This window comes from Kaistia defluvii, from assembly GCF_040548815.1.
Lineage (GTDB): Bacteria > Pseudomonadota > Alphaproteobacteria > Rhizobiales > Kaistiaceae > Kaistia > Kaistia defluvii_A.
Genome location: NZ_JBEPSM010000001.1, coordinates 212,697 through 237,708, shown reverse-complemented (window position 1 = coordinate 237,708; position 25,012 = coordinate 212,697). Strand labels below are relative to the sequence as shown.

Below are 25,012 nucleotides of genomic sequence, written 5' to 3'. Positions count from 1 at the left end.
CAATTCGACTGATAGATCGCCGCGATGACCTTTTCCAGCGACAGCATCTCGCTCTTCCTGGCGGTGATCGACCACGGCTCGTTTTCCGCCGCCGCGCGGGCGCTGCGCCGCGTGCCCTCCGCCGTCAGCATGGGCATCGGCCATCTCGAGGCCGAGCTCGGCTATGCGCTGTTCGAGCGGCGCGCCCGGCAGGTCTTCCCCACCGCCGCGGCGCAGGCCCTTCTGCCGCAGGCCCGGCTGATCGCCGAGCAGCTGAAGCAGATCGACGCCCATGCCGCCGGCCTCTCGGAGGGGCTGGAGACCCGGCTCTCGATCGGCATCGGCGCGGAAATCGACAGCGCCCGCCTGATGCAGGCGATTTCCGCCGTCGCGCGGCACTATCCGCTGCTGGCGATCGAGGTGGTCGCCGCGCCGCATGACGACATCATCCGCCAGATGCGCCGCGCCGAGATCGACCTCTGCGTCGCCTATGGCGAGCTGGAAACCAGCCTGCAGGAGGATTTCCAGTTCGTCGGCACGGAAACGCTGGTCGCCGTCGTCTCGGCGCATCACGAGTCCGAGCTGCTGGCGGCGGAGACCCTGCGGCTCGACGACCTGTTCCAGCACCGCCAGATCGTCATCGCCAGCCGCGAGCTGCCGCTCTCCAATTTCCGCCAGCTGATCGCGCCCACTTTCTGGCGCACCGACAACCTCGCGACCGCCGTCAACATGGTGAAATCCGGCCTCGGCTGGGCCAACCTGCCGCTCGCCATCGCCGAGCCGCTGCGCCGCGACGGCAGCGTCCGCATCCTGCCCTTCAGCAATGTCACCAACGGCCTGAAGCTGCCGCTCTATGCCCGCTGGATGAAGCAGAACCCGCCCGGCAAGGCGGGGCAGGAACTGCTCTCGCTGCTCAAGCCCGGCTGATCGCCGCCGCCCTCGTCCTCGCAAAACACCCCTCCGCCACGACGCCCCGGCTTGGCAAGAGCGAACCGTCTCTGTATACGGTCCATAAACGGATCATATACGGAGCATGCCATGGGCATCGTGAACATCGACGACGACCTGCACGAGCAATTGCGCCGGGCGAGCAAGGTGTCGCTGCGCTCGATCAACGCCCAGGCCGCCTACTGGATCAAGATCGGCATGCTCTGCGAAACCAATCCGACGCTGACCTTCACCGAGATCATGGAGCGCGAGCTTGCCTCCGCCGGCGTCTCGGCCGCGTCGCTTTCCGCGAGCGCCGCATGACCAAGGGCCCGCAGGAACTGGCGCTGATGGCGCAATCCGGACGGCTGCTGGCCTCCGTCTTCGAGAAGCTCGACCGCACGCCGCTGATCGGCCAGTCGACGCTCGCGATCAACGACCAGGTCGAGCGCTTCATCGTCGACGAGCTCCAGGCCCGCCCCGCCAGCAAGGGCCAGTACGGCTTCGGCTTCGTGCTCAATTCGTCGATCAACGACGTCGTCTGCCACGGCATCCCCTCCATGTCGGACGTGCTGCGCGACGGCGACATCGTCAATTTCGACATCACGCTGGAGAAGAACGGTTTTATCGCCGATTCCAGCAAGACCTACCTCGTCGGCACGGTGAACCCGGCGGCGCGCAACCTGGTCCAGACCACCTATGAGGCGCTGTGGATGGGCATCCGGGCGGTGCGCCCCGGCGCGAAGCTCGGCGATATCGGCTTCGCGATCGAGCGCCACGCCAAGCGCAACGGCTATTCGGTAGTGCATGATTATTGCGGCCACGGCATCGGCCGCGAGATGCACGAGGACCCGCAGATACTGCATTTCGGCAAGCCCGGCACCGGCCTGACGATGCGCGAGGGCATGGTTTTCACCATCGAGCCGATGCTCAATCGCGGCCGCCGCGCCGTGACGACGCAGGAGGATGGCTGGACAGTGGTGACGAAGGACGGCTCGCTCTCGGCCCAGTTCGAGCACACCGTCGCCGTCACCGCCTCCGGCGTCTCGGTGCTGACCCGCCGGGCCGACGAGCGCGGCTAAAGCGCTTTTTTCCAACGAAGCGGATGCCGGTTCGCAAAGAAAACGCGACCCGACAAGGGCTTTGAGCCTTCCCTGTTTCAGCGAAACGGCGAAAAGCTCCGGCGACGGCCAGCAACGGGCCCGCCGCGCCCCACCCTCGCGTGCGCTGCCGGCGTCACTCCGCCGCTGGCGCGGTGACCGGGCCGGGGGCCTGCGCCTCGGCCGGTCCCTCCGGCGCGGGCTCTACGGCGGCGCGGCCGCGCTCGGTCAGCTCGTATATCCCCCGGCTCTTGCGCTGGAACCAGCCATAGACGTTGCTTTGCAGGATGCCGGGCGCCCGCGCTACCAGCGCCTTCAGCTGCTTCGGGCTTTGCGGCCCGGAGAGCAGCGCCGTGGCGCAGATCCGGCAATCCTGCCGGTAGGCGGTCATGATCGGCTTGCCGCGCCCGCCGCCGACCTGCGGATCGCCCACCCGGCGCTTGTGCTCGGCCAGCAGCCGCGAGCGCCGCTTGGGATCGCGGCGCGGCAGGGCCGCGAAAGGCTCGATGATGACGTCGACCGCGCCGGCGGCCGAAACCGCGATCATGCCGAAGCCGAGCCGCCGGCAGAGATTGCGGAAGCGCGCATCATGCTCGCGCCCCTTGCCCTTGGAGGCGCGCGCCGCAAGCCAGACCTCGTCCGAGATCGCCGCCCGGTTGACGCCCTGCAGCACCAGTTCGAGATTGAAGGAAAGCTTCATCTCGCAGACCACGAGGATAGCCGGCTCGCCCTCCCGCACGCCAACGAGATCGCACCCCTGCACCTCGCCCTTCACGGCATACCCGGCGCCCTCGAGGAACGCTTTTATAGGAAGATAGAGGTCGGTTTCTGCCATGCGTGCTGTCTGTGGCCGGTGAATGCTGGGGATGTAGCTGAATCTTGGGGGCTGTGCAGCCTAATCCGGAAAACACCGGCCGCGACAGCTACGTATCCGTATCGTCACCGACCGAGAAATTCCGCAACGCTTCCGAATCCGTCACTGTGATGGATCGATAATTGGACGTAACCCAGCCCGCCGACGCAAAGCTGCTCACCACGGCATTGACCTGTTTACGGGAGGCATTCGCCATGATGCCAAGGTCAGCCTGTGTTAGCGGGATCGGCATGTCCCCTAACCATCCGGCGCGCTCGATTACGGAAGCGATCCGCCGGGCGACGGCGCGCTTCTGCAGATCGTGAATGATCCGGACGAGAACATCCACCGTGAAGGCGGTATTCACACTGATGGCGCGGACGACGCGCTGATCCTGCGACGCCATCTGCTCCAAGGCGTCGAGCGGCACATGCATCATCCATGCGACGCCCAGTGCGCGCAACTCGATCCTTCGTGGCTGGCCGGTCAGGAAAGGGCCCTCGCCGGTCCATGCCCCCGGCATGCCGAGATGGATAAGTTGAGGTGTTTGTTCGGGGGGAGCCGAGTTTATGGTCAAGGATCCGGCGACGAGCCCGTACATGCCGCCGCCGATATCGCCATGCCGGTAGATGACCTGCCGCGGCGCAAACCGGATCAAACGGGCATTGCGCAGGAGAGCGGTCTGAAACGGCTCTCCCATATGCGCGAGCCATGCCCCGCTTCTCATGACGCGCTGGGCCTGCTCTAGCGTCAAATCCAAAATGATCCCCACGGTTTCCCAACGCAGACACAGTGTCGTTCAGACGCCACGGCTGGGGCGACGCGTCGACAGAAATTAGACTGACCGAACGCCAATGCTCAAGTTGAGGGACGTTGCGCGCAAGTCCCGAAACTGTCCCAATCGGAACAAACTACCCTCCTGGAAATATGCAAGATGGCCGCATCGCTAGTGGAGAAAGATAGGATTTCGGCGGTCGCCAGGTACCGATTCTTCGACGTCGACTTTCGGCACCAAGCTTCCCGCTCGAAACTCCAGCAAGGCCTCCGCTGGTTCAGCGATTCCATAAACGGGGGTTCGATGTCTAGAAAGAGTTTGGGCTTTTTCACCATGGCCGCGCTGGCCCTTCTGACGGCGCAACCGGCCTCGTCCGATCCGATACACGTCAACAGCGACAATTTCGTCCGCGCCGAGAGCGATCTCTATTTCTCCGGCATCGTCGCCAATGGCGGCTTCGGCAGGTTTGATCATACCCGAGCGATGGCACCGCTCGACAAGCAGACCATCATTCGCCTGAACCGCGATACGCTCTATTCGTCCGCCGTGTTCGATCTCGATGCCGGACCGGTGACAATCACCGTGCCGGATCCCGGCAGCCGCTTCGTGTCGCTCATGGTGGTCGACGAAGACCACTATATCCACGGCGTGCATTACGGCGCGGGCACCCACACGCTGAAGCGCGAAGAGATTGGCACGCGCTATGTGATGGCCGCCTTTCGATTCTTCGCCGATCCCGCCAAGGCCGAGGACATTAGAGAAGTTCATGCGCTGCAGGACGCGGTCAAGGTCGAGCGGGCATCCGACGGCAGCTTCGCGATTCCCGAGTGGGACAGCAAGAGCCGGGACAAGACCCGTCGCGCGCTTCTCGACCTCGGCGCTCTGCTGCCAGATACCGTGAGAATGTTCGGATCGCGCGATGAGGTCGATCCAATCCGCCATCTCATCGGCGCCGCGCTCGGCTGGGGCGGCAATCCCGACAAGGAAGCGCTCTACCTGAACGTGACGCCCGAGAAGAACGACGGCAAGAGCGTCTATCAGCTCAACGTCGGCAAGGTTCCGGTGCAGGCCTTCTGGTCGGTCACAGTCTACAACAAGGATGGCTTCTTCACGCCGAACAAGCTCGACGCCTATTCGCTGAACAACGTGACCGCGAAGAAAAGCGAGGACGGTTCGATAACCGTCCAGTTCGGCGGCTGCGACGGCAAGGTGGCGAACTGCTTGCCGACGCCGACGGACTGGAACTACATGGTGCGCCTCTATCGCCCAAATGCCGAGTTGCTCGATGGAAGATGGACATTCCCCGTCGCGGAGGAAGTGAAATGAACCGCCGGTATTTCCTGAAGTCCACGGCCGCCATCGCCGCCCTGCCGTCATTCGCGGCGCTCCCTGCCTTGGCGCAGGACAGCCTCGCGGCACAGGCGCGCGACGCCTACATCTACACCTATCCCATGGTGAAGAACTATCTCACCATGTACCAATACGCTCTCGAGCCGGGCGGCAACCAGTACAAGGGGCCGCTGAACACGCTCGTCAGCATCGCCCGCGTCTACACGCCCGAGGATACGGCGATCATCACACCAAACTCGGACACGCCCTATTCCTTCATCGTCTTCGATCTCCGCGTCGAACCCGTCGTCGTCACCATGCCGTCGATCGAGAACGACCGCTATTACTCCCTGCAGCTGATCGACCTCTACACCAACAATGTCGACTATCCCGGCACGAGGGTCGACGGCAATAACGGCGGCGATTTCCTCATCACCGGCCCCGGCTGGAAGGGTAAGGTGCCCAAGGGCATCAAGCGCGTGATCGAGATGCCGACCGCACTCGCCATCGGCATCATCCGGACGCAGCTGTTCTCGCCGGGCGACCTCGACAGGGTCAAGCAGATCCAGGCCGGCTACAAGGCGGCAACTCTGTCCGCCTATACGCAGACCTTGGCGCCGGCCACGCCTCCGACCATCGACTGGATGCCGATCTCCGACGAACTCATGGTATCGAACTACTGGTCGCTTGCCGCCTTCCTACTACCCTTCGCGCCACCCTATCCGGGCGACGAGGGCGAGCGCGAAAACCTCGCCAGGCTCGGCGTCCGAGACGGCACGGCCTGGCCCGCAGCCGACCTAGCGCCCGATGCGGCGACCGCAATGCGCGATACGGTCATCGCCACGGAGAAGGAAATCCGCGGTGAGGCCGGGAGGCTGACGGATTCGTCCAAGCTGTTCGGCACGCCTGAATTCATGAAGGGCCGCTACATGGTCCGCGCCGCGGCGGCACAGGGCGGCATCTACGGCAATAGCGTCCAGGAAGCGCTCTACGTCATTTATGGCGTAGACGAAGCCAAGACGCCGCTCGACGGCAAGGCAGGCAAATACACGCTCACCTTCACGACCGAGACGCTGCCGCCTGTCGACGCCTTCTGGTCGCTGACAATGTATGACCGGCCGAAGCAACTGCTGGTCAACAACCCGATCGATCGGTACCTGATCAACTCGTCCATGCTCGGTGGCCTCAAGAAGAACGATCGGGGCGAGATCGTGCTCCACATCCAGCACGAGAGCCCGGGCGCTGAGTTGGAGGCGAACTGGCTGCCGGCGCCGGCCGAGACCTTCTATGTGGTCATGCGGCTTTACCTGCCGAAGCCCGAGGCGCTCGACGGAAGCTGGGTCGCACCGCAGGTTCGCGCCTCCCGCTAGCGGGCAGTTCCCCGTTCCCACCTGCAAACAACGTCGCGAGGCTGGCCTAGCACGCGTGAAAGCCAAGCCCGCCTCGCGCGCACTCGCAACCAGTTGCACTGACATCAACACAGTTGTCGTTCCCTGGCAGAAATGGGCGCATTCGTGCGCTCGTGCTTGGCTGAAGGCGGAGAACAGGGATAGAGGGCTGCGCCGCTTTTGTTGTCACGCGACCTCCACCGGCCGCCTCCCCCTAACCCATCTCCAAACCCGTCCATCAAACGCCAGCAGCCCCACGCCAATCAGCGCCATGCCGGCAAAATGCTTGGGCGCCAGGGTTTCGCCGAGCACCAGCGTGCCGAGCAGGATCGCCGAGACCGGGACCAGCAGCGTCACCAGCGAGGTATTGGTCGCGCCGGCGCGGGCGAGCAGGCGGAAGAAGATCCAGTAGCCGAGCGCCGTTGACAGCGCCGCGAGGCCGAGGATCGCACCCCAGACCGGCCAGCCGGGCATCGGCAGGTTCCAGGGCCGGTCGAAGACGAGCGCCAGCGGCACCATCATCGTCGTCGCCGCGATCATCTGCCCCGTCGCGGCCGTCATCGGCGCGACGCCGAGGCGCGGCAGATGACGCCCGAGCGCGCCGGAAAAGCCGTAGCTGAGGGTCGCCAGCAGAATCGCGAATTCGCCGAGCCCGTGCGAACCAAGATCCAGGAAGACCGACGGGCCGATCAGCACGGCGACGCCGACGACGCCGATGGCGATGCCGGCAAGCTTCGCCGCCGTCAGCTTTTCGTCACGGGTGAGGAAATGGACGACCAGCGCGGTCCAGAACGGCGTGGTGGCGTTGAGGACAGCGGCAAGGCCGCTCGGCACCTGTTGCTGGCCCCAGACGATCAGCGAGAACGGCATGACGTTGTTGATCAGCCCCATGCCGAACAGCACGCGCCAGACCCGCCAGTGGCCGGGCAGCGCCTGCTTCGTCAGGCGCAGCAGGCTGAGGAGAATCAGCGCGCCGAGGCCGACGCGCAGCGACACGAGGGTGAAGGGCGGCAGCGCGCGGCCGGCGACCGAATTGAAGAAGAACGAGCCGCCCCAGAGCGCCGAGAGGGTCGCCAGCAGCGCCCAGTCGCCCCGCGTCATCGTCTGGCGGATCGCCATCGTCATCCTCGCTGCCGAGAGTGGAAACACCGGCCTGCTCTGCCCGTCCGGCCGACGGCCGGCAAGCCGTTTCTTGCGCTGGCAGGCGAAGAGGCGGGGGCTGGCGCATCAACCGCGCTATCGCGCGCCGCCGGCCCGCGCTATCTTCGCCACGCTCCGCTTCGAGGCCCGTTCTTGCGACTACTCATCAACATCGCGATCGCCATTGCCGTCGCCCTGATCGTCGGGTTCGGATCCGCGGCCCTCGTGCTCGACCGCGAAAGGCTTTTTGGCGCGGTGACGCGCGGGGCTTGGACGGCCTGGCCGGATACGGGCAGCCCGGACGCCGATCCCTATACGGAGGCGATGCTGGCGCGCACCGGCGAGGTCCCGCTCGGCGCCGGCGAAGGGCTCGCCTTCTCGGCCGATGCCGACAGCGCGGGGGGAAGGCTCCGCGGCGAATGCAGCTACCGCGTCACCGGGCAGACGCCGCCGGCGCGGCTCTGGACGCTGACGGTCTATGACGCCGACGGCCATCTGATGGACAATCCCGCGAACCGGACGGCGTTTCACTCGCGCGAGGTGCTGCGCCACGAGGATGGCAGCTTCACGGTTGCCGTGTCGCGCTCGGCCCAGCCGGGCAACTGGCTGCCGGTGACGACGCCCGACGCGATCCGGCTGATCCTGCGGCTCTACGATACGCCGCTGGCCGGCGGGTCGCGCATCGGCGCCGTGGTCATGCCGGCAATCGAGAAGGTCGGCTGCCCATGATCCGGACGCTGTTCTACGTGTTGGGCGGCGTGCTGCTCGGCGGCATCATCCACATCGCCATCATCCTGCTGCTGCCGGATTTCGCCAATCGCGACGCCTGGACCTCGCTCGGCCGGTTCGGGCCGGATGGCGCCTTCCACCGGCTGCCCATGTCGGAGCCGGGCACGGAGCCGCTGCCCTACCTCGACCCGCAAATGGCCTATGCCGCCTGCCGCTTCTCGCTCGATGACGGGCCGATCCGCATCAAGGCGGCGATGCCGGAGGATTTCTGGTCGATCGCGGTGTTCAACCGGCGTGGCAGCAATGTCTACAGCCTGAACGACCGCTCGGCCGAACGCGCCGACATCGACCTGGTGATCGCGACGCCGGTGCAGATGGCGCAGTTGCGCGAAAATCCGATCGCGGCGCTCGACCAGTCGATCGTGATCGAGGTGCCGGTGACGCGCGGCTTCGCGCTGATCCGCAGCTTCGTCGCCGATCCGACCCTGGTCGGCCGCGCGGAAGCGCTGCTCGGCGCCGCCGATTGCTCCGCCGAACTGCCCTCCGCCGACGCCCCGCCCGCCGTCGATCCCGGCGACGAGAAGCGCTGACGGTTCCTCCCCTGCGGGCCGCGCCTTGCCGACGCGATCCGGGTTCGTGCCCTAGCCGCCGCGGCCGGGTTTGGGTTGCGGCGCCAGCGCCGGTTGTGGCGGCGGGGGACGTTCCGGACGCGAGCGATCGATCCGCACGCCCGAGAAGATGATGATCTCGCATTGTCCCTGCTTCGGCAGGTTCGCCCGGGCGCGTCTGCGCCGGTCGACCGAGTAGCTCAGGATGGTGCCCATGTGACCTCCTTGGAGGTCCGTCCGGCTGCATCGACGCCCCGATTGCCTGGCGGACGCTCTCGTCAACAATAGCATCATTTACCGACTGGCAAGGTTAACGGATCGCTAACAACTTTTCGGCATGATCGGGCTGGGCTTGGCGATCGGGGCTACCAAACGGGATTTGCGATCGCGTCGACTGCTCTTCGGGTAAACGCGTCATCATGCATCCCTCCTATTTTTCGGATGGTCTCATGGCCATGGCCGTGTCGAGCCAGCAAAGTCGCGATGCCGCGTTGCTCCGCGCAACGACAGAACTGTTCGTGCTCGACAAGACGCACGACCAGGCCGGGATCCGCCGCTTCGAGGAACTGACAGCGCATTTCCTCACCAAGGTCTCCTCCGCCGACCGCGCCTTCGTGGCCGAGCGGCTGGCCCGCCACCCGGATACGCCCGGATCGATTTTGCGCATCCTGGGCAAGGACTTGCCCGAGATCGCCTCGCCGATCCTGCGGCATGCGCCGGGGCTGAACTCGTTCGACCTGCTGGCGATCATGGCCGCGACCGGCCCGGCCCATTACCGGATGATCGCGACGCGCGACGACCTCGCGCCCGATATCGTCAGCGCGCTGCGGATGACCGGTGACGCCGAGACGATCGCCCTGCTTCCGGCCGTCGCGCAGGAAGCGCCGCAGGGGCCCGTCGCGACCCCCGCACCGTCGGCGCCGAGCCTGCCAAACCCGCTCGAGGCCCTCGAAGCGGCTCTGGCGAAAATGGCGGCCAAGTCGGCCGAAACCATAGCGGAAGCGCCGGTCGAGACCCCGAAGTCGATCGATCCGGAAAGCGAACCCGCGAATCACCCGGCCCAGACCAAGCTTCAGGAACCGCTGTCGGCGCTCGCGGCGGCGCGGGTCCTGACCGCCAGCCTGAGCGCTGAGATGAGTGCGCTTTCGACCGAAGCGCCCGCCCCGGCCCCACAGCTGAAGCCATCCTTCGCGTCGCCGGCTCGCCCCGTAGCCGTCGCGCCGAAGCCAGAGATCACGGCGCCGCAAGCCGTGGAGCCTGCCGTCGAGACACAACCTGCGGCAGCCGAGATTGTGGCGGCAGCCACCGTCGCGGCCGCCGAGCCGGTCGCGATCGAGCCGGAGGCGCCTGCGCCGCAGCCTGCCCCTATCGCCGCCGAAGCGCCGGCCGAACCGACGCCGAGAGCGCCGGCCAACGCCGCCGAGGCCTTCCTGCGCCTCGACCGGGCCGAACGGCTGGCATGGATCCACGCGCAGTCCCCGGCCCCGATCTCGGCGCCGAGACTGTCGCCGATCCAGATCGACCACGCCTTCCGCGCGGCGCTCAGCCGAGCGCGGCTGCCGATGCTCGCGCGGCAGCGCCAGCGCGAGTCGCTGATCGCGGCGCTTGCCGAAGGACTGCGGCTCGAAGTCGATCAGATCACCGCGCTGCTGGATGATCCCTCCGGCGAGGCGCTGATCGTGCTGCTCAAAGCGATCGGCCTCTCCGATACCGAGGCGCAGCAGGTGCTGTTGTTCGCCAATCCGGTGATCCGCGAGGCGGTCGAAGCCTTCTTCCGGCTGACCGAACTGTTCCAGAGTGTGCAGCAGCCGGCTGCGGGCCGTGTGGTCGGCCAATGGCGCGGCGAGCCCGAAGCCGAGCCCGCGCATCAGCCGCATTATGCGGATGCCGGCCGCAAGGATGCGCATCCGGCCGTGAAGGAGCAGGTCGCGGCCGTGCGATTAGAAAAGATCGCCTGAGGCTGGCTTAGCCGGTGGCCATTTCGAGGAAGGATCGCCCCTGGCGATCCTCGATCTCGACCACCCAGATGTCGGAATCGAACCGCGTTTCCGAAGCGATCCGCTCCTGCATGGCGAGCCGGTCGATCCGCTCGCCGATGCGGGAGAACAGCCGGTCCGTCGGCTTGCTGTCGTCGAACGCCGTCTGCGGCGCCGGGCCGTAGAGGTCCACCGTGCCATCCAGCCAGTCGACGACGACGAAGATGGCGCCCGCCTCTTCCGAGCCGCGCCGGACGACGGCGGCGAACGCCCCCTCGACGAAGGCGCGGCGGATATAGGCCGCGACCCAGAGGCCCGACGTCACGCGCATGCTTGCCTCGATGCCTTCAAAACGTGTTCATGGCGCCGATCAGCACCAGCTTGGCGATGACGGCGTCGCCGGCGGTGCCGGTGAGCGGCAGTCCGTTGTCGAGCTCGAAGCGGCGGATGGCGTTTGCCGTCTTGCCGCCGCCATGGCCGTCGGTCTCGATCGGACCATAGCCGATTTCGTTCAACGCTTCCTGCACGCGCTTGACGCGGGCGCGCTCGGCCGGATCGTCGATCGAGCCGGTCGAGACGGGATCGGCGAGATGCGCGCGCGGCCCGCCCTTGCGGATCTGCCCCAGCAGGCGCGCGCTCGGTTGCCCGGTCGGGATCAGGCCGATCTTCTTTTCATAAGCCGAGATGGCCGCCTTGGTCTGCGGGCCCATGACGCCGTCGACGGCGCCGTCATAGAGCTTGACGTCGGCCAGCGCCTTTTGCGTCTCGGCGATCAGGTTGGCGGCCGGCGCCTGGCTGTTCGATGCGGAGATCGCCACCGGCAGCGGCTGGGTCTGGGTCTGGACGGCGCGCGGCTGCGTCCCCGGCAGCTGGGTGGCGGCACGGCTCTTCGGCAGGGGCACGGACGCAGGCTCGGCGCCGATCTCGAGCACCGGGCTTTCGGCGACGCTGCGCGTCACAAAGAACGGGTCGGGATGATGCTTGGTCTGCAGGAAGGCGGCGTTGGAGACGATCGCCGTGACCGCGATGGCGATCAGCGCAAACCCGCCGGCCCGCCCCGGATTCTCGATGATCTTGTCGGCGAGCCGGCCGAGCAGGCTCTCGTTCTCCTGCACGACGGGGCGGGAACGGGCTGGCGGACGCTTGCGTCGAACGGGCGCCTCACGCTCACGCACGCCTGCGCTCCCTCTCCTGGAGGTCGGTGGACGGCGCGGTCAGGGCGCGGGCCGGACGGATCGGCAGCCGCACGGTGGCGACGGTGCCCCGCCCGGCTTCGCTCTGCAGCGCAAAGGTGCCGCCCTGCAGCGCCACCAGCCCCTTGACGACCGAGACGCCGAGGCCGGTGCCTTCGCCGCGACGCTCGGCGCAGGCATCAGCCTGGACAAAGGGCGTGCCGATCCGCGGCAGATCGTGTGCGGCGATGCCGATGCCGGTATCCCGGACCTCGATCACGAGGTCGCCATGCTCCAGCAAGGCGGAGACGGTGACGGTTCCGCCCGCCTCGGTGAACTTGGCGGCGTTGGAAAGGAGATTGAGCAGGATCTGCCGGCAGGCGCGCCGATCGGCGACGATATCCGGCAGCTCGCGGTCGATCCGGCGGACGAGCTTGACGCCGCGGCTGGCGATCTGCTGCGCCATCATGTCGAGGGCGCTGTCGATCACCGGCACGATCGGCAACGGCGCCGCCACGACATCGAACTTGCCGGCCTCGATCTTCGACATGTCCAGCACGCTGTTCACGACCTGCAGCAGATGCTCGCCGGAGGAATGGATCAGCCGGATGTAGTCGCGATGCCGCGCCATCTCGAACTTGCCGAACAGTTCGCGCTGCAGCAGCTCCGAAAAGCCGATGATCGCGTTGAGCGGCGTGCGCAGTTCGTGGCTCATATGGGCCAGGAACTGGACCTTGGACTGGTTGGCGTGATCGGCGGAGGATTGCGCCTCGACGAAAGCCATCTGCTGGCTGCGGCCGGCGGTGACGTCGCGCATCACGGCCACGACCGAGCGCGCGCCGGTGGCGGCATCCAGCGCCGGTCGGCAGCGCATCTCGACCCAGATGAAGCTGGCCGCCCCCGCGCCTTCCCGGCGAAGGCGGAATTCAACGTCGCGCGGCTCGCCCGTGCGGTCGGTTTCCGACAGGGCGTGCAGATAGGCAGGCCGGTCCGCGACATGAACACGGTCGAACAGGCCATGGCCGATCAGCTCGCTCGAGGCGCAGCCCAGCATGGCGCGGGTGGCGGGCGAGGCAAACTCGACCGCGCCGACGCTGCTGTGGCGGGTAACGAGATCGATCGTGTTGTCGGCGAGCATCCGGTAGCGCGCCTCGCCGTCGCGGGCGGCCCCCTCGGCAACGCGCTGGACCAGCTCGATACGCAGCGCCAGCCCCGCGCCATAGAGGATGGCGGCGGCGATCAGGATCGGCGCAAAGGAGACGGGACCGGCCATCGGCGCGGGCATCCAGCCGGCAAGCGCCACCAGCGCGAGGCCCGCCAACGCAGCCGCCGACATTCCGATGGAAGCCAGCGTGATCCGGCGCGAGCCGGACAGAGCCGCTTCAGCCGGGACGATGGCGAGCAGCACCAGAGCCGGCGAAGCGAGACCGCCGGTCAGTGCCCCGATCCAGACGACAAGCCCGGCCAGCGCTAGGGCGGAAAGAAGATGCGCCTCGCCATAGCGGCCGGTGCGCGACAGGAAGCCGGCGATCGGCAACGGTGCGGCGAGCCAGGCAAAGGCGACAGCCGAGGTGAAGCTCGGCCGGCCGGAAAGGGCCAGCCAGATCGGGAACAGCATCAGCACGCCCAGCCCGACGGCGAGATGCGCCGCGATGAAGGCGCGGTGGCGCGCGGCGAGGAGCGAATCGTCAACGACCGAGCCGTGCACCAGCCCGTCGATGATTCGCCGCAAGGGCTCGAATGAAACCGTCATACACAACACACCAATGACGCTCGTTTCGGCCTTCCGGCCTGGCTGCGGAGGCCCCGCGCAGGACCATCCGGCAATGAGCGCATCATGCCAGCCCCCGCTTAAGGGAACCCTAAAGGGGGCGGTGCCGGCGGCGGTCGACAGCCCCTCCATGGTTAACCGATCCTGACCAACCTCTTTCAAATACAGCGTTTTCTCTGCACCTCGCCTTCAGTTGCACCGCCTAGGATGACAATCAGCACCACGCGATGGCCGTGGCGAAGCGGCGCGCAAGAGAAGGCGGAAGGGCAGATCGATGTTTATCCTCCGGGCAGCATTCTGGTTTTCGGTCGTCGTCCTGCTGATTCCCGGCGATCCCAGCCACGGCGTCCAGGCGCCGCGCGTCGATGCGATCGACGCCCTCCTCGCCGCACGGGGCGCCGTCGCGGATCTCTCCGGCATGTGCGAGCGCCAGCCGGACGTCTGCAGCCATGGCGGCGCGGCGCTGGCCGCCTTCGGCGCCAAGGCGCGCTATGGCGCACAGCTGCTCTACAGCACGATCGACGGATCGCTCGCCGGCGCGACGCTGCCGGGTGCCCAGCCGGGCGGCAGCACGCTGACGCCGGCCGATGTCGAGCCGAACTGGCGCGCCCCGGCGCAGCAGGCGCGAAAGGCCTGAGCCGCCAACTTTTTGCTGCCCCGCCGTTTCACAGCGAACCGCAAAACGCTATATGCGGGGGGCCATGAACACCACCACCACGCTTTCGCCCATCGACCAGATCCTGGACGACTTCGCCTTTCTCGACGATTGGGATGATCGGTATCGCTATCTGATCGAGCTCGGCCGCGCGCTCGAGCCGCTTTCGCCCGAAGCGCACAACGAAGCCAATCGCGTGCAGGGCTGCGCCAGTCAGGTCTGGCTGCAGAAGGAAGTGCGGCAGGAAGCCGACGGGCCGCATCTCGACTTCAAGGGCGACAGCGACGCGCTGATCGTCAGCGGCCTCGTGGCCATCGTGATCGCGCTCTTCTCCGGCCGCCCGGCGGCGGAGATCGTGCAGACCGACGCCGAGGCCGTGTTCGAGAAGATCGGCCTGCGCGAGCATCTGACCGCGCAGCGCTCGAACGGCCTGCGCTCGATGGTCAATCGCATCAAGACCGAAGCAGCCGCCGAAGCCGCCGCCCGCTGATCATCCGGCCTTCGGCTTGAAGTCCTCGGCGCCCCAATGGCGTACCGGGCTCGAGGCGCGGCCCCGCGCTCCCGAGGCGAGGCCGTAGTGGCGCGCGAGCGCCGATAGCGCCAGCTGGAGCACCAGCTTTGCGGAGCGCTTGGGCCAGTCGCGTTCACGCTCGATTTCCTCGATCCCCTTCAGGAAGCAGCAGAAATCGACCAGGAGGCCGGAGAATTCCGGCCCCGCCGCCACCAGCGCCCGCTCGACCCGCAGCCGCGCTGAAAGCGCCGCGTCGGTCAGTTCCGCCATGCCGCCGGCGCCGCCCCGCCGTCCGCTCGCCACTGCGGCCGACCAGTTGGCGGTCACGCGCGGCATCAACTGGCCGCGCGTGAAATCCGAGCGCAGGCGTTCGCCGGCCTGGAACGCCGCGTCATCGATCAGCGGCCTGCCGTCGCGGCCCTTGCGGCTGCGCAGCCAAGCGAGTGGGCTCTCGCTTTGGTCGACGAGCACGGAGGCGCGACCGCCCTCCTCCTCCATCGTCCGGCGCTCGCGGGGCTGGTGCTGGGCGGCGAAATCATCGCCGCCGGCCAGCAGCCGCCGGACCATCGCCCGTCCCGCCTGCGACAGCACATAATCCGCCCCTTCGGCGTCCAGTGCGCCATCGGCCAGCAAAGCCTTGACGGCAGCCGCGTCCACCGCGCCGCGTCGTGCCGTGAGCGGCGAGACCAGGAAATATCCTTCCGGGTCACGCATGATCCGGGCTCCGGCGGTGGCGAGACGCCTTGCCAGCCGCGCGGCTTCGCGATTCGCCATCACGCCCTCCCCGATCCCAAGGAGGCCTGGCAGGCCGCCCGCTCCAGGCGATCGACGAACTGGTCCACCCGCTCGATCTCGCGCTGCTCCTCGACCCGCCGGCAGGCATGCGCCGCCGTCGTCCGGTCGCGACCGAACAGCCGCCCGGCCTCGGTGTAGGAGAGCCCCAGCGTGGTGTGGGCGATATAGAGCGCGACCTGGCGCGCATAGGCCTCCTCCGCGGTGCCGCGCCCCGAGGCGCACAGCCGCTCTCCATCGACGGCGAGCGCCGAGCCGACCAGCGAAACCAGCATGCGCTTCGTCGCATCCTCCCGGGCGTGCTGCCGCCGGCGCTCCTGGCTCGAGGCCGACAATTCTGTCCGAACCTGCATCCGAACCTCCCGTTTTACGCATCATAGGATTGTTTTCCTATGACACCATAGAACAGCGGATCACGGACGGGGATAGATTTTTTGGATGCGACTGGGAAAGGCTCGCTGCCGGGCCCTCCGGGGATAGAGGCCGGGCTTATCCCCGGCCTCTGGCGCGGCGCGAAAATGACGGCTTCGAAACCTGGAGCCAACCATGACCGAAGCTGCCGCATGCCACGATAGCCCCGCCTTGAAGGCGAGCCTCCGCCACCGCGCGCGACACGCGGTCGACACGACGATCCGCAGCGGCATCGCCCTCTACCGCCGCCAGACCTGCCTGCCACGCCTGCTGACGCTATTGCCTGCGGAACTGGCGGACGAGAGCGAGACCGCTCGGCGGCGGATCATCGCCAGGCTTGCCCGCGCGCTGCGGGCGGAGCGCATGCGCGGCCGCGCCGGACACTGGAGCTACGACCTCAACCGACACATCGCCCTGCACCAGGCCTATGAAGGCGAGCGGCAGCGGCTGAGACCCTGAGCCATGCCGGCAACAAAAAAGGCCCGGCAGATGCCGGGCCTTTTGAGATCCTGGGAAGGAACGACTAACGGACGCGCTTGCGCTGCTGACCGAGGCCCATCTTCTTGGCCAGCTCGGAACGGGCCGCAGCATAGCTGGGGGCGACCATCGGATAGTCGGCCGGCAGGCCCCACTTCTCGCGATATTCTTCCGGCGACAGGTCGTAATGCGTGCGCAGGTGGCGCTTCAGCGACTTGAACTTCTTGCCGTCTTCGAGGCAGACAATAAAGTCCGGGAACACCGACTTCTTCGGGTTCACGGCGGGCTTCAGGGGCTCGGGCTCGGGCTCGACAACACCGCCATGGGTGCGGTTCAGCGCCTGATAGACTTCGGTGATCAGCCCGGGGAGGTCGTGGGCCGAAACCGAATTGTTGCTGACGTAAGCGGAGACGATATCGGCGGTCAGATCTATAAGGTCGCTTCCTGCCGTTTTTTCAATCATGGTCTACCCTAACTTCGGTTGTGTCGTCGTAATTCTGTAGCGAGTAAATTGAGAGCTTGCGGCTTCGATGGCGCCACACCGGACTTATCCAAGCATCGGCAGTGGCCATCGGAGCTCTAAATCCGTTACTTCGTGGCACCTATATAAGTGCGCTCCCGCGAAGACAAGCACTAAGTCGGTGCATTGATAGGCGATGGCACATCTTTGTGGTCGCGGCGATTCGTCTCGGCCAATCTTCAGGTGATCACACGGTCGGGCGGGAAACCCCACTCACAATGCCGCGATCAATACGTAAATCGCCAAAAGCGCCGTCGCCCAGAAGGCAATTTGGCCCGTGGGCCAGTTTCCAGCCAAGCTGAGCCGCAAGATCGACCGCTTCGAAAAGCCCGACCATCCCTCGCCCAGCGCATCCCTTGCGACCGAGAGGGACGGGCGAAGCTTATCCAAGTTGCGGCGCCAGAGCGGCGCTACCAGGCGTGGCAGTTCGCGCCAGATCCAGTCCACGTCCAGCGTAGATCCGGCTTTCGGCTGAAGTAACGGCCATGCGCCGATAAATATGCAACTTGCCGCGATTAACATCAGGAGCTGGAACAGGATGTGATCGGGCGTGAGGATCGAAACCCCGGCTATCTCGGGCGCCAATTGCACGAGGAAGCCCGGGAGGCACCCCAGTGCCAGAATGAGGACGCAGAGCAATCCCATCGCCGCTTTCATCGATAGAGTGGGCTCGACCGCCACGGTCGCCCGCTGCGCCCCGAACAGGGCAAACCAGGGCAGCTTCAGCCCGATATACAGGAAGGAACCGGCAGAGACGGCCGTCAGCGCGAACCAATAGAAGCGCGCATGATCTTCCGCGAGAGACGCCATTATAGCCGATTTACTGACGAATCCGGCCGTCAGCGGCATGGCGGACAGCGAAAGTCCGCCAATCAGCATCGCCAAAGCGGTAAACGGCATCGAACGGGCGAGGCCGCCCAGCGCGCTCAAGCGGGTCTCGCCGGTGGCCCGCAGGATCGATCCCGCCGCCATCATCAGAAGCGACTTGTAGAGAATATGCGCCAGCGCATGCAGGGCGGCGGCGGCGAGTGCCAGTGGCGTTCCGATGCCGACCGCCACGACCATGAAGCCGACTTGGCCGACGATCGAATAGGAAAGCAGCTTGCGGATGTCGTCCTCGAGCAAGGCATAGATCAGCCCGTACACGGCCATGGCGAGACCGATCCAGAGCAGCGCCGGCTCGCCCGGAAACAGGCGGATCAGAACCAGCACGGCCGCCTTGGTGGTAAAGGCCGAGAGGAAAACCGCGCCGGACCACGACGCCTTCGGATAGGCATCCGCCACCCAGGCCGAAAGCGGCAGCGCGCCGGCATTGACGAGAATGCCGGAAAGCATCAGCCAGCGGCCGATGCTGTCGGCGCGCATCGGGTGCAGCGCGACGCTGCCGGTTCCCGAGATTTCGGCGGAGATGCCGGCGAAGAGGAGCACGCCGCCCAGCACGTGGATCAGCGCGTAGCGCAGGCCGGCACGCGCATTTCCGTTCGACCAGATCACCAGCGTCGAGCCGATCGCCAGGATCTCCCAGAACACGAACAGCGTGACGAGATCGCCGGCGAAGGCGATGCCCTGCGCGGCGCCGGCATAGACCAGCGCCGCCGCCTTTTCGGTGACGCTCGACTGGCTCACGCCATAAAGCGCTCCCGCCACTGCGGCGATGCCGAAGGCGGTACCGAAGATGCGGGCCATATTGTCCGGCGCCAGCGGCACGAGGTGCAGGCCGAGCCAATCGATGACGAGGCCCGGCCCAAGCGGCAGCGCCCAGACGAGCGCGAGGGCCGCGACCGGCGCGGCGAGGAACAGTGCGTTGCGCAGCGCTCCCTTCAGGAGGGGCAGGAGCAGGCCGGCGAGGATCAGGATGAGGGCGGGCGACAGCAGCCCGAAGGTCTCAGTCATCCGCCCGCTCCCCGGGACGCCGCATCAGTCGTCCCCAGCCATAGGCGACAACGACCGCGCCGGCGGCGCTGACGAGGCCGAACCAGGCGGCGAAGCCCGGCGTGCCGTCAATGCCGAAGCTGGCGTGATGGGTAACGAAGGTGTCTGCCACGACCAGCAAGGCCAGGAGGACGACCAGGGCGAGAAGGATCTTGCGGCGGGTAGCGGTCATGACTGCCTCCCGGCACGAATTTGGAGAAAGACCCTCACCCCAACCCTCTCCCGCGCGCGGGAGAGGGAGCGCGACGGCGTGTGTTCGATCGACGGAGTTGCCCCGGAGGCGCGCCGGCGCAAAAGCCCTCGCCCGCTTGCGGGAGAGGGCTGGGTGAGGGTCTTGCTGAAATCGTTCATCTCACCCTCCCATGATCATCGAGGCGAGGCCGAACGGCACGCCGGGGAAGAGGAAGAGCAGGACCGTGCCGGCCGCCGTCGCGGTCAGCGCGACCACCATGGGCCAAGGCGCTTCCTGGCGGGGCCCATTGGCCGGGCGCAGGAAGGCGCGGGTCAGGATCGGCAGGAAGTAGGCGGCATTGAGCACGGTCGAGACGACGATGACGCCGACGGCGAACCAGTCCCTGGCGCCGGTCGCCGCGTCGAGGATGAACCATTTGCCGAGGAAGCCGGCCGTCGGCGGCAGGCCGATCATCGACAGGGCGCCGATGGCAAAGGCGCCCATCGTCCAGGGCATGCGGCGGCCGATCCCGTCCATCTGGCTCACCTTCGTCACATGCTCGGCCGTGTAGACCGAGCCGGCGGCGAAGAAGAGCGTGATCTTCGAGACGGCGTGGGCCGCGATATGCAGGCCCGCGCCGATGACGGCGACGGGGGATGCGAGCGCTGCCGCCAGCACGATGTAGGAGAGCTGGCCGATGGTGGAATAGGCGAGCCGGCGCTTCAGATCATCGGCGCGCAGCGCGACGATCGAGGCGGCCACGATGGTGAAGCCCGCGACATAGACCAGCCATTCGCTGGCGCCGCTTGTCTGCAAGGTCTCGATGCCGAACACCGAGACGCTGACCTTGAGGATGGTGAAGACGCCCGCCTTGACCACGGCGACCGCATGCAGAAGCGCCGAGACCGGCGTCGGCGCCACCATGGCGGCGGGCAGCCAGCGATGCAGCGGCATGACGGCGGCCTTGGCCGCGCCAAACACGAACAGCGCGAAAAGCAGCGCCATGGCGCCATTCCCGAGCTTTCCGGAGAGAATGCCGCCAGTGTGGAAATCGAGCGTGCCGGCGACGAGGCCGGTCCAGACGATTGCCGGCAGCAGCAGAACCATCGACGCGCCGATCAGCGTCAGCAGATAGACCCGCCCTGCCCGCATCGCGGCCGGCGTCTGCTTGTGCGTAACCAGCGGATAGGTCGAGAGCGACAGGATCTCGTAGAAGACGAACAGCGTGAACAGGTTGCCGGAAAAGGCGAGCCCCATGGTGGCTGAGATCGCGATGGCGAAGCAGGCATAGAAGATCGTCTGGCGCGGCTCGTCATTGCCGCGCATGTAGCCGATAGAATAGAGCGAGTTGACGATCCAGAGCGTCGCGGCGACGGCGGCGAACAACATGCCGAGCGGGTCGACCTTCAGCGCCAGTGTCAGCCCGGGGGCGACCGTCGCCAGATGCAATTCGGGCCGCGCGCCGCCCAGCACATGCGCCAGCAGCGTCATGACGACGCCGAAGAGCAGCACCGCCCCCAACAGCGTCGATGCCTCGCGGAGATCGGGCCAGCGGCCGACACCCGCAATGGCCAGTGTCACCAGGGCCGGGATGCCCAGCGCCAAGGCGAGCAAGATCGGATCGCCCAGCCAGGTCATGGCGCCACCCGGAGCAGCGCGTCGGCCGCGGCGCGCGCGAGACCCGCGGGTCCCTCGGCGCTGACACCGAGCCAGATCGTGGCGCCGGCGAGGGCCCACATTGGGAGCAGCATTTCGAGCGGTGCCTCGCTGGCTTCGCGAGCGGCCAGCGCCGGCTCGCGGAACCAGACGACCTCGACGATGCGGCCGACATAGAGCACGGCGATGAAGGAACTCGCGACGATCAGGATCGCCAGCCAGCCATGGCCTGCCTCCAGCGCGCCGAGAAGGAGATAGTATTTCGAGACGAAGCCGCTGGTGCCGGGAACCCCGATCAGCGCGAGACCGGCTATCGTCAGCGCCGCGGCGGTCCAGGGCATGGCGCGGCCGATGCCCGCGAGTTCGTCCAGCTTGGCGGTGCCGGTGCGCAGCACGATCGCGCCCATGGCCATGAAGGCGGCGCCCTTCATCAGCGCGTGGTTGAAGAGATGCAGCAGGCCGCCGGTAAGCCCGGTCGGATTGGCCAGCGCCAGGCCGAGCGTGATGTAGCCGATCTGGCCGACAGACGAGAAGGCAAGCAGGCGCTTGATATCGTTCTGGACGACGGCGGCCGCCGAGGCGAGGAACATCGCGGCCAGCGACAGCCCGATCAGGATCGATCCAAGCGGGACCGAACCGACATCGACATGGCCGCCGAACACGGTGAACAGGAAGCGCGCCAGCAGATAGATCGCGACCTTGGTCGCCGTCGAGGCCAGCAGCACGGCGGCGCTGGAAGGCGCATAGGCATAGGCGTTGGGAAGCCACGCATGCAGCGGGAACAGCGCCAGCTTCAGCCCGATGCCGACGACGATGAAGGCTTCGGCGACGATCAGCGCGCGGGAGCTTTCGATATCCGCAAGGCGCTCGACGATCAGGCCGAGATTGAGCGTGCCGGTGGTCAGGTAGATCAGACCGACGCCGATCACATAGAAGGTCGCGCCGATCGTGCCGACGATCAGATATTGGTAGGCGGCAACCAGCGCCCGGCGGTCGCGGCCGAGCGCGATCAGCGTATAGGTCGAGAGCGACGATATCTCGAGGAAGACGAAGGCGTTGAAGGCGTCGCCCGTCACCGCGATGCCGAGCAGGCCGGTGATGCAGAGCAGCATCATCGTGTAGAACCACGCGACGCGCTCCGGGATGATCTCGGCCAGCACGCTGCGACGGGCGAAGATCATCGTCAGCACGGCGATGATGCCGACCAGCAGGACGATGAAGGCGTTGACCGCATCGATGCGATATTCGATGCCGAGTTCCGGCGCCCAGCCGCCGATGCGGTAGGAAATGACGCCTTCAGCCTGCACGCGCCAGAGCAGCGCGAGGGCGACGGCCGCCGCCAGCGCCGAAGCGACCAGTGCGATCAGCCAGGCGGCGAAGCCGTTGCGCGACAGCGCCGCAAGGATCGCACCGATCAGGGGCGCGAGGATCAGGAGGACCGGCAGGTTATGGGCGATCATGCCGCGTTCCTGCCCGTGCCCGGTGTCTTGCCGCGCTTGACCCGAAGTTTCGAGGCCTCTTCCGGTCCGTCGCGGAGCAGGATCTCGTCCTCCTCGATCGTGCCGTAGGCTTCCTTGATGCGCACCACCAGCGTCAGGCCGAGCGCCAGCGTGGCGATGCCGACGACGATCGCCGTCAGGATCAGCACATGCGGCAGCGGGTTGGCGTAGACGGTGTGCGCCGGATCCAGGATCGGCGCGGTGCCGCCCAGCACCTTTCCGGGCAGGATGTAGAGCAGGTAGACCGAGGTCTGGAACAGCGACAGGCCGATCAGCTTCTTGACCATGTTGCCGCGCGCGATGACCACATAGAGCCCGGCGACCATCAGGAAGACAGTGGCGATCTGGCTGAAATGTACGATCACGAACGCCTCCGGCCGGCAAAGGCGTAGTAGATCGCGATCATGGTCGAGAAGACGGTCAGGAACACGCCGACCTCGACGAGGAAGACGCCCCATTCCTGGCCATGAATGCTGTCATGGGCGAGATGGTTGTAGTCGAGGAAATTGTCGCCCAGCAGCATGCCGGCAACGCCGACCGCGACATAGATCAGCACGCCGCCCGGGATCAGCACTTCCAGCAACCCGACCGGCACGATCTTCTGCGCCGGGCCGAGCCCATTGATCAGGCCGTAGAGGATGATCGCCGCCGCCGCGATGACGCCGGCCTGGAAGCCGCCGCCCGGACCGTAGTCGCCATGGAACTGGACGTAGAGCGCGAACAGCAGCAGCGGCGCCAGCATAAACTTGGTCGCGACGCGAAGGACGACATCGAGCCGCATCAGCTTTTCCCCTCGCCGCGCCGGCGCCGCAGCAACGCTAGGATGCCGATGCCGGCCGTGAAGACGACGGTGGTTTCGCCCAGCGTATCAAAGCCGCGATAGCTGGCGAGCACCGCGCTGACCACGTTGGCGATGCCGGTTTCCGGCATGGAGCGGGCGAGATAATCCGCGCCGTCGCGATGGATTGGCTGTTCGGGCGAGCCGAATTGCGGCAGGTCACTCAGGCCCCAGAGCAAGGCGCCGGCGGTCACCACGGCCACGAAGAGCGGCATGATCTGGCGGCGCTTGCGGGGCGCCTCGACGGTATCGGTCAGCGACAGCGCGCCCAGGAAGAAGACCGTCGAAACACCCGCGCCCACCGCCGCCTCGGTCATGGCAACATCGACCGCATCGAGCACCACGAACAGCGTGGCCATCAGGAAGCTGTAGACGCCGAGCAGCACGACGGCGGCGAACAGCCCGCGCACCCGGACGATGCCGATCGTGACGGCGCCCAGCATCAACAGGAGAAGGATGGTGACAGTCGTCTCGATCATGGCTTGCGGCCCTTCGAAACCGGCTTGCCGCGCTTGGCGGACTGCTTCCTCTCGCTATCGCCGGCCAGCAGCGGCTTGACGCCGGCCTGCAGCGCGGCGGCGGCCAGGGCGTGCGAGGCGACCGGTCCCATGAACAGAAGGAAGCCCAGCAGGAATACGAGCTTCAGGGTCACCAGCGTGAAGCCGGCGAGGAACACCATGCCGATCAGCATCAGGCTGACGCCCAGCGTGTCGCCGACCGAGGCCGCATGCATGCGCGTGAACAGATCCGGCATGCGGTTCATGCCGATCGCGCCGGCGATCAGGAAGAAGGCGCCCGCGAACAGGAACAGGCCGGCCAGGATGTCGCGTGCGAGGTCGATCACGTCCGGTCCGCCTCCGCTTCGGCGCCGAGCGAGCCGTGCCGGAAGAATTTCAGCACGGCGAAGATGCCGACATAGTTGAGCAGCGCATAGGTGAGGCCGAGATCGAGGAATTCCGGCCGTCCGGTCAGGAAGCCGAATAAGGCGAGCACGAGGATCGCGCCATTGCCGATCGAGTTGGCGGCGAGCAGCCGGTCGAAGGTGCTGGGCCCGCGCAGCGCGCGCACCACGACCAGCGCCATGGCGACGAGCACGGCAAGAAGCGCCGCGGCGATCATTCCGCGCCTCCCTCGAACCGTCGCACGCGGCGGTCCATCTCGCCCGCCTCGACATCGTCCGCACCCGCCTTGGTCAGGGCGTGGACGAGGAAGCGTCCCTGTTCGCGATCGACCCCGGCCGTGATCGTGCCGGGCGTCAGCGTGATCGAATTGGCGTAGGTCGCGATCCCGACCGGCGTGCGCGTCGACACCTTGGTGTGGAAAAGCTGCGGCGAGATCGGCAATTTCGGATCGAGGATGATCCGGGTCACCGACAGCGAGGACTTGACGATCTCGCGCGCCAACCATGGCCAATACAGCAATCCGGCAAGCAACCGGCCGACTGGATGGCCCTCCTCGTCGGCAAAGCCGAGCCGCCGCCCTGCCAAGGCCAGCAGGATCGATATGACGAGCCCTGCCCCCACCAGCCAAGGCGTGTAATGCCCGGACAAAAGCAGCCAGAAGGCGAACAGAAATAGAGCAAGACTAGCGGTACGCAGCATGTAATCGGCTCCTTCTGCTCAGGACATCTCCGTCCGGTGGCGTGTGATTCGATGGATGGCCATAGACTAATCACGATGAGCCGCCCAACCCAAGGCAAGTCGGACCGTAAAGCGACAAGCGCGACAACGTGAACGGAACCGATTGTGAATTGGCGCCGATTGCCTATCTAGAGGGCTCAGCTTTGTGTTTCACCGATTGCC

The 25,012-nt window shown here is 66.6% G+C and carries 31 protein-coding genes; 11 read left to right on the top strand and 20 right to left on the bottom strand.

The genetic code is table 11. From position 1 onward, the window contains the following. The first annotated feature begins 24 nt into the window (after positions 1–24). The 3 genes from ABIE08_RS01190 (at position 25) to map (ending at position 1,988) form a co-directional block, all read left to right on the top strand. The gene (locus ABIE08_RS01190) at positions 25–906 is read left to right on the top strand and encodes a LysR family transcriptional regulator (RefSeq protein WP_354548113.1); all 882 of its coding nucleotides are present in this window, start codon (positions 25–27) and stop codon (positions 904–906) included. Positions 907–1,017: 111 nt separating this feature from the next. Continuing rightward, on the top strand, positions 1,018–1,230 hold the full coding sequence (locus ABIE08_RS01185) for a ParD-like family protein (protein ID WP_266333128.1): 213 nt from the start codon (positions 1,018–1,020) through the stop codon (positions 1,228–1,230). Beyond that, entirely contained in the window at positions 1,227–1,988 is a 762-nt protein-coding gene (gene map / locus ABIE08_RS01180) for a type I methionyl aminopeptidase (protein WP_354548112.1), read from the top strand. Before ABIE08_RS01185 ends, map begins: the two co-directional genes overlap by 4 nt. A gap of 154 nt (positions 1,989–2,142) precedes the next feature. On the opposite strand, the gene ABIE08_RS01175 is transcribed toward map, so the two are convergent. Together ABIE08_RS01175 and ABIE08_RS01170 are read right to left on the bottom strand one after the other, a co-directional pair. Then, complete coding sequence (locus ABIE08_RS01175) at positions 2,143–2,841, bottom strand: DUF2161 domain-containing phosphodiesterase (RefSeq protein WP_354548111.1); 699 nt, start codon at positions 2,839–2,841, stop codon at positions 2,143–2,145. 88 nt (positions 2,842–2,929) lie between these two features. Beyond that, on the bottom strand, positions 2,930–3,619 hold the full coding sequence (locus tag ABIE08_RS01170; protein ID WP_354548109.1) for a Crp/Fnr family transcriptional regulator: 690 nt from the start codon (positions 3,617–3,619) through the stop codon (positions 2,930–2,932). A 318-nt stretch (positions 3,620–3,937) separates the two neighbouring features. Between ABIE08_RS01170 and ABIE08_RS01165 the strand changes: the two genes are divergently transcribed. Together ABIE08_RS01165 and ABIE08_RS01160 are read left to right on the top strand one after the other, a co-directional pair. Beyond that, positions 3,938–4,960, top strand: a complete 1,023-nt coding sequence (locus tag ABIE08_RS01165; protein ID WP_354548108.1) for a DUF1214 domain-containing protein — start codon at positions 3,938–3,940, stop codon at positions 4,958–4,960. Next, on the top strand, positions 4,957–6,333 hold the full coding sequence (locus ABIE08_RS01160; protein ID WP_354548107.1) for a DUF1254 domain-containing protein: 1,377 nt from the start codon (positions 4,957–4,959) through the stop codon (positions 6,331–6,333). The genes ABIE08_RS01165 and ABIE08_RS01160 overlap by 4 nt, the downstream gene beginning before the upstream one ends. Before the next feature lie 204 nt (positions 6,334–6,537). On the opposite strand, the gene ABIE08_RS01155 is transcribed toward ABIE08_RS01160, so the two are convergent. Next, positions 6,538–7,470: a DMT family transporter gene (locus tag ABIE08_RS01155; RefSeq protein WP_354548105.1), complete on the bottom strand. Its 933-nt coding sequence runs from the start codon at positions 7,468–7,470 to the stop codon at positions 6,538–6,540. Positions 7,471–7,644: 174 nt separating this feature from the next. Here ABIE08_RS01155 and ABIE08_RS01150 point away from each other — a divergent pair, with 174 nt between their 5' ends. Both ABIE08_RS01150 and ABIE08_RS01145 read left to right on the top strand, forming a co-directional pair. Beyond that, complete coding sequence (locus tag ABIE08_RS01150; RefSeq protein WP_354548104.1) at positions 7,645–8,220, top strand: DUF1214 domain-containing protein; 576 nt, start codon at positions 7,645–7,647, stop codon at positions 8,218–8,220. Further along, a complete protein-coding gene (locus ABIE08_RS01145) occupies positions 8,217–8,810 on the top strand; it encodes a DUF1254 domain-containing protein (protein WP_354548103.1) in 594 nt (197 codons plus the stop codon). Before ABIE08_RS01150 ends, ABIE08_RS01145 begins: the two co-directional genes overlap by 4 nt. Before the next feature lie 51 nt (positions 8,811–8,861). Here ABIE08_RS01145 and ABIE08_RS01140 read toward each other — a convergent pair whose 3' ends face one another. Then, entirely contained in the window at positions 8,862–9,044 is a 183-nt protein-coding gene (locus ABIE08_RS01140; RefSeq protein WP_354548102.1) for a hypothetical protein, read from the bottom strand. Between the two features lie 398 nt (positions 9,045–9,442). Between ABIE08_RS01140 and ABIE08_RS01135 the strand changes: the two genes are divergently transcribed. Further along, positions 9,443–10,786: a hypothetical protein gene (locus ABIE08_RS01135; protein ID WP_354548100.1), complete on the top strand. Its 1,344-nt coding sequence runs from the start codon at positions 9,443–9,445 to the stop codon at positions 10,784–10,786. 7 nt (positions 10,787–10,793) lie between these two features. On the opposite strand, the gene ABIE08_RS01130 is transcribed toward ABIE08_RS01135, so the two are convergent. From ABIE08_RS01130 to ABIE08_RS01120, 3 genes are read right to left on the bottom strand one after another with little or no spacing between them, the layout of a single operon-like run. Next, complete coding sequence (locus ABIE08_RS01130; protein ID WP_354548099.1) at positions 10,794–11,135, bottom strand: DUF1491 family protein; 342 nt, start codon at positions 11,133–11,135, stop codon at positions 10,794–10,796. Positions 11,136–11,151: 16 nt separating this feature from the next. Continuing rightward, a complete protein-coding gene (locus ABIE08_RS01125; protein WP_354548098.1) occupies positions 11,152–11,979 on the bottom strand; it encodes a peptidoglycan-binding domain-containing protein in 828 nt (275 codons plus the stop codon). Further along, positions 11,972–13,729 (bottom strand): PAS domain-containing sensor histidine kinase, encoded by a 1,758-nt coding sequence (locus ABIE08_RS01120; protein WP_354548096.1) that lies wholly within the window; start codon positions 13,727–13,729, stop codon positions 11,972–11,974. Before ABIE08_RS01120 ends, ABIE08_RS01125 begins: the two co-directional genes overlap by 8 nt. Before the next feature lie 292 nt (positions 13,730–14,021). Here ABIE08_RS01120 and ABIE08_RS01115 point away from each other — a divergent pair, with 292 nt between their 5' ends. Both ABIE08_RS01115 and ABIE08_RS01110 read left to right on the top strand, forming a co-directional pair. After that, a complete protein-coding gene (locus ABIE08_RS01115; protein ID WP_354548095.1) occupies positions 14,022–14,384 on the top strand; it encodes a DUF5330 domain-containing protein in 363 nt (120 codons plus the stop codon). 64 nt (positions 14,385–14,448) lie between these two features. Next, the gene (locus ABIE08_RS01110; protein WP_354548094.1) at positions 14,449–14,892 is read left to right on the top strand and encodes a SufE family protein; all 444 of its coding nucleotides are present in this window, start codon (positions 14,449–14,451) and stop codon (positions 14,890–14,892) included. On the opposite strand, the gene ABIE08_RS01105 is transcribed toward ABIE08_RS01110, so the two are convergent. Together ABIE08_RS01105 and ABIE08_RS01100 are read right to left on the bottom strand one after the other, a co-directional pair. Next, positions 14,893–15,687, bottom strand: a complete 795-nt coding sequence (locus tag ABIE08_RS01105) for a DUF6456 domain-containing protein (protein ID WP_354548092.1) — start codon at positions 15,685–15,687, stop codon at positions 14,893–14,895. It lies immediately after the preceding gene. Then, complete coding sequence (locus ABIE08_RS01100; protein ID WP_354548091.1) at positions 15,687–16,058, bottom strand: helix-turn-helix domain-containing protein; 372 nt, start codon at positions 16,056–16,058, stop codon at positions 15,687–15,689. Before ABIE08_RS01100 ends, ABIE08_RS01105 begins: the two co-directional genes overlap by 1 nt. 193 nt (positions 16,059–16,251) lie before the next feature. Here ABIE08_RS01100 and ABIE08_RS01095 point away from each other — a divergent pair, with 193 nt between their 5' ends. Beyond that, the gene (locus tag ABIE08_RS01095; RefSeq protein ID WP_354548090.1) at positions 16,252–16,575 is read left to right on the top strand and encodes a hypothetical protein; all 324 of its coding nucleotides are present in this window, start codon (positions 16,252–16,254) and stop codon (positions 16,573–16,575) included. A 64-nt stretch (positions 16,576–16,639) separates the two neighbouring features. On the opposite strand, the gene ABIE08_RS01090 is transcribed toward ABIE08_RS01095, so the two are convergent. The 11 genes from ABIE08_RS01090 to ABIE08_RS01040 form a co-directional block, all read right to left on the bottom strand. After that, the gene (locus ABIE08_RS01090) at positions 16,640–17,056 is read right to left on the bottom strand and encodes a MucR family transcriptional regulator (RefSeq protein WP_266333103.1); all 417 of its coding nucleotides are present in this window, start codon (positions 17,054–17,056) and stop codon (positions 16,640–16,642) included. A 270-nt stretch (positions 17,057–17,326) separates the two neighbouring features. Continuing rightward, positions 17,327–19,006: a proton-conducting transporter transmembrane domain-containing protein gene (locus ABIE08_RS01085; RefSeq protein WP_354548088.1), complete on the bottom strand. Its 1,680-nt coding sequence runs from the start codon at positions 19,004–19,006 to the stop codon at positions 17,327–17,329. After that, complete coding sequence (locus ABIE08_RS01080) at positions 18,999–19,217, bottom strand: hypothetical protein (protein ID WP_354548087.1); 219 nt, start codon at positions 19,215–19,217, stop codon at positions 18,999–19,001. The genes ABIE08_RS01085 and ABIE08_RS01080 overlap by 8 nt, the downstream gene beginning before the upstream one ends. Before the next feature lie 180 nt (positions 19,218–19,397). Next, a complete protein-coding gene (locus ABIE08_RS01075; RefSeq protein ID WP_354548085.1) occupies positions 19,398–20,855 on the bottom strand; it encodes a monovalent cation/H+ antiporter subunit D family protein in 1,458 nt (485 codons plus the stop codon). Continuing rightward, on the bottom strand, positions 20,852–22,333 hold the full coding sequence (locus ABIE08_RS01070; protein ID WP_354548084.1) for a monovalent cation/H+ antiporter subunit D family protein: 1,482 nt from the start codon (positions 22,331–22,333) through the stop codon (positions 20,852–20,854). The genes ABIE08_RS01075 and ABIE08_RS01070 overlap by 4 nt, the downstream gene beginning before the upstream one ends. After that, positions 22,330–22,737 (bottom strand): cation:proton antiporter subunit C, encoded by a 408-nt coding sequence (locus ABIE08_RS01065; protein WP_354548083.1) that lies wholly within the window; start codon positions 22,735–22,737, stop codon positions 22,330–22,332. The genes ABIE08_RS01070 and ABIE08_RS01065 overlap by 4 nt, the downstream gene beginning before the upstream one ends. After that, the gene (locus tag ABIE08_RS01060; protein ID WP_354548081.1) at positions 22,734–23,153 is read right to left on the bottom strand and encodes a Na(+)/H(+) antiporter subunit B; all 420 of its coding nucleotides are present in this window, start codon (positions 23,151–23,153) and stop codon (positions 22,734–22,736) included. The genes ABIE08_RS01065 and ABIE08_RS01060 overlap by 4 nt, the downstream gene beginning before the upstream one ends. Next, positions 23,153–23,689 carry a DUF4040 domain-containing protein gene (locus tag ABIE08_RS01055; RefSeq protein ID WP_354548080.1) on the bottom strand — a complete coding sequence of 179 codons (537 nt, stop codon included), beginning with the start codon at positions 23,687–23,689 and terminating at the stop codon, positions 23,153–23,155. Before ABIE08_RS01055 ends, ABIE08_RS01060 begins: the two co-directional genes overlap by 1 nt. After that, positions 23,686–24,054, bottom strand: a complete 369-nt coding sequence (gene mnhG / locus ABIE08_RS01050) for a monovalent cation/H(+) antiporter subunit G (protein WP_354548079.1) — start codon at positions 24,052–24,054, stop codon at positions 23,686–23,688. The genes ABIE08_RS01055 and mnhG overlap by 4 nt, the downstream gene beginning before the upstream one ends. Continuing rightward, positions 24,051–24,329: a monovalent cation/H+ antiporter complex subunit F gene (locus ABIE08_RS01045; protein ID WP_354548077.1), complete on the bottom strand. Its 279-nt coding sequence runs from the start codon at positions 24,327–24,329 to the stop codon at positions 24,051–24,053. Before ABIE08_RS01045 ends, mnhG begins: the two co-directional genes overlap by 4 nt. Next, positions 24,326–24,811: a Na+/H+ antiporter subunit E gene (locus ABIE08_RS01040; protein WP_354548076.1), complete on the bottom strand. Its 486-nt coding sequence runs from the start codon at positions 24,809–24,811 to the stop codon at positions 24,326–24,328. The genes ABIE08_RS01045 and ABIE08_RS01040 overlap by 4 nt, the downstream gene beginning before the upstream one ends. Between the last annotated feature and the right edge of the window lie 201 nt (positions 24,812–25,012).